The organism is Luteimonas sp. A501 (genome assembly GCF_054052085.1).
On sequence record NZ_JBSVRI010000035.1, the window covers coordinates 1 to 827 of the forward strand.

General features: G+C 65.7%; 1 protein-coding gene. It reads right to left on the bottom strand.

Features of this window, described 5'->3' with window-relative positions:
* The coding region (locus ACW7G5_RS14785; protein WP_457005779.1) for an elongation factor Tu at positions 1-827 on the bottom strand (827 nt) is incomplete at both ends.

Here is an 827-nt window from a genome sequence, read left to right on the forward strand (position 1 = left end):
CCCGCGTTGTCGCCCGCCTGGCCCTGGTCCAGCAGCTTGCGGAACATCTCGACGCCGGTGACCGTCGTCTTGACCGTCGGGCGGATGCCCACGATCTCGATTTCCTCGCCCACCTTCACGATGCCGCGCTCGATGCGACCGGTCACCACCGTGCCGCGACCCGAGATCGAGAACACGTCCTCGACCGGCATCAGGAACGTCTTGTCGATGTCACGCTCCGGCTCCGGGATCCAGGTGTCCAGCGCGTCCACCAGCTTGATGATCGCCGGCACGCCGATGTCCGACTGGTCGCCTTCCAGCGCCTTCAGCGCCGAACCGTGGATGATCGGCGTGTCATCGCCCGGGAAGTCGTACTTCGACAGCAGCTCGCGCACTTCCATCTCGACCAGCTCAAGGAGCTCGGCGTCGTCGACCATGTCGGCCTTGTTCAGGAACACCACGATGTACGGCACGCCGACCTGGCGCGCCAGCAGGATGTGCTCGCGCGTCTGCGGCATCGGACCGTCGGCGGCCGAGCACACCAGGATCGCGCCGTCCATCTGCGCGGCACCCGTGATCATGTTCTTCACGTAGTCCGCGTGACCCGGGCAGTCGACGTGCGCGTAGTGGCGCGTCGGCGATTCGTACTCGACGTGCGAAGTCGAGATCGTGATGCCGCGAGCCTTCTCTTCCGGCGCCTTGTCGATCGCGTCATAGGCATGGAACTCGCCGCCGAAACGTTCCGCGCCGATCTTCGTCAGCGCCGCCGTCAGCGTCGTCTTGCCGTGGTCCACGTGACCGATCGTGCCCACGTTCACGTGGGGCTTGGTGCGCTCGAACTTACCCTT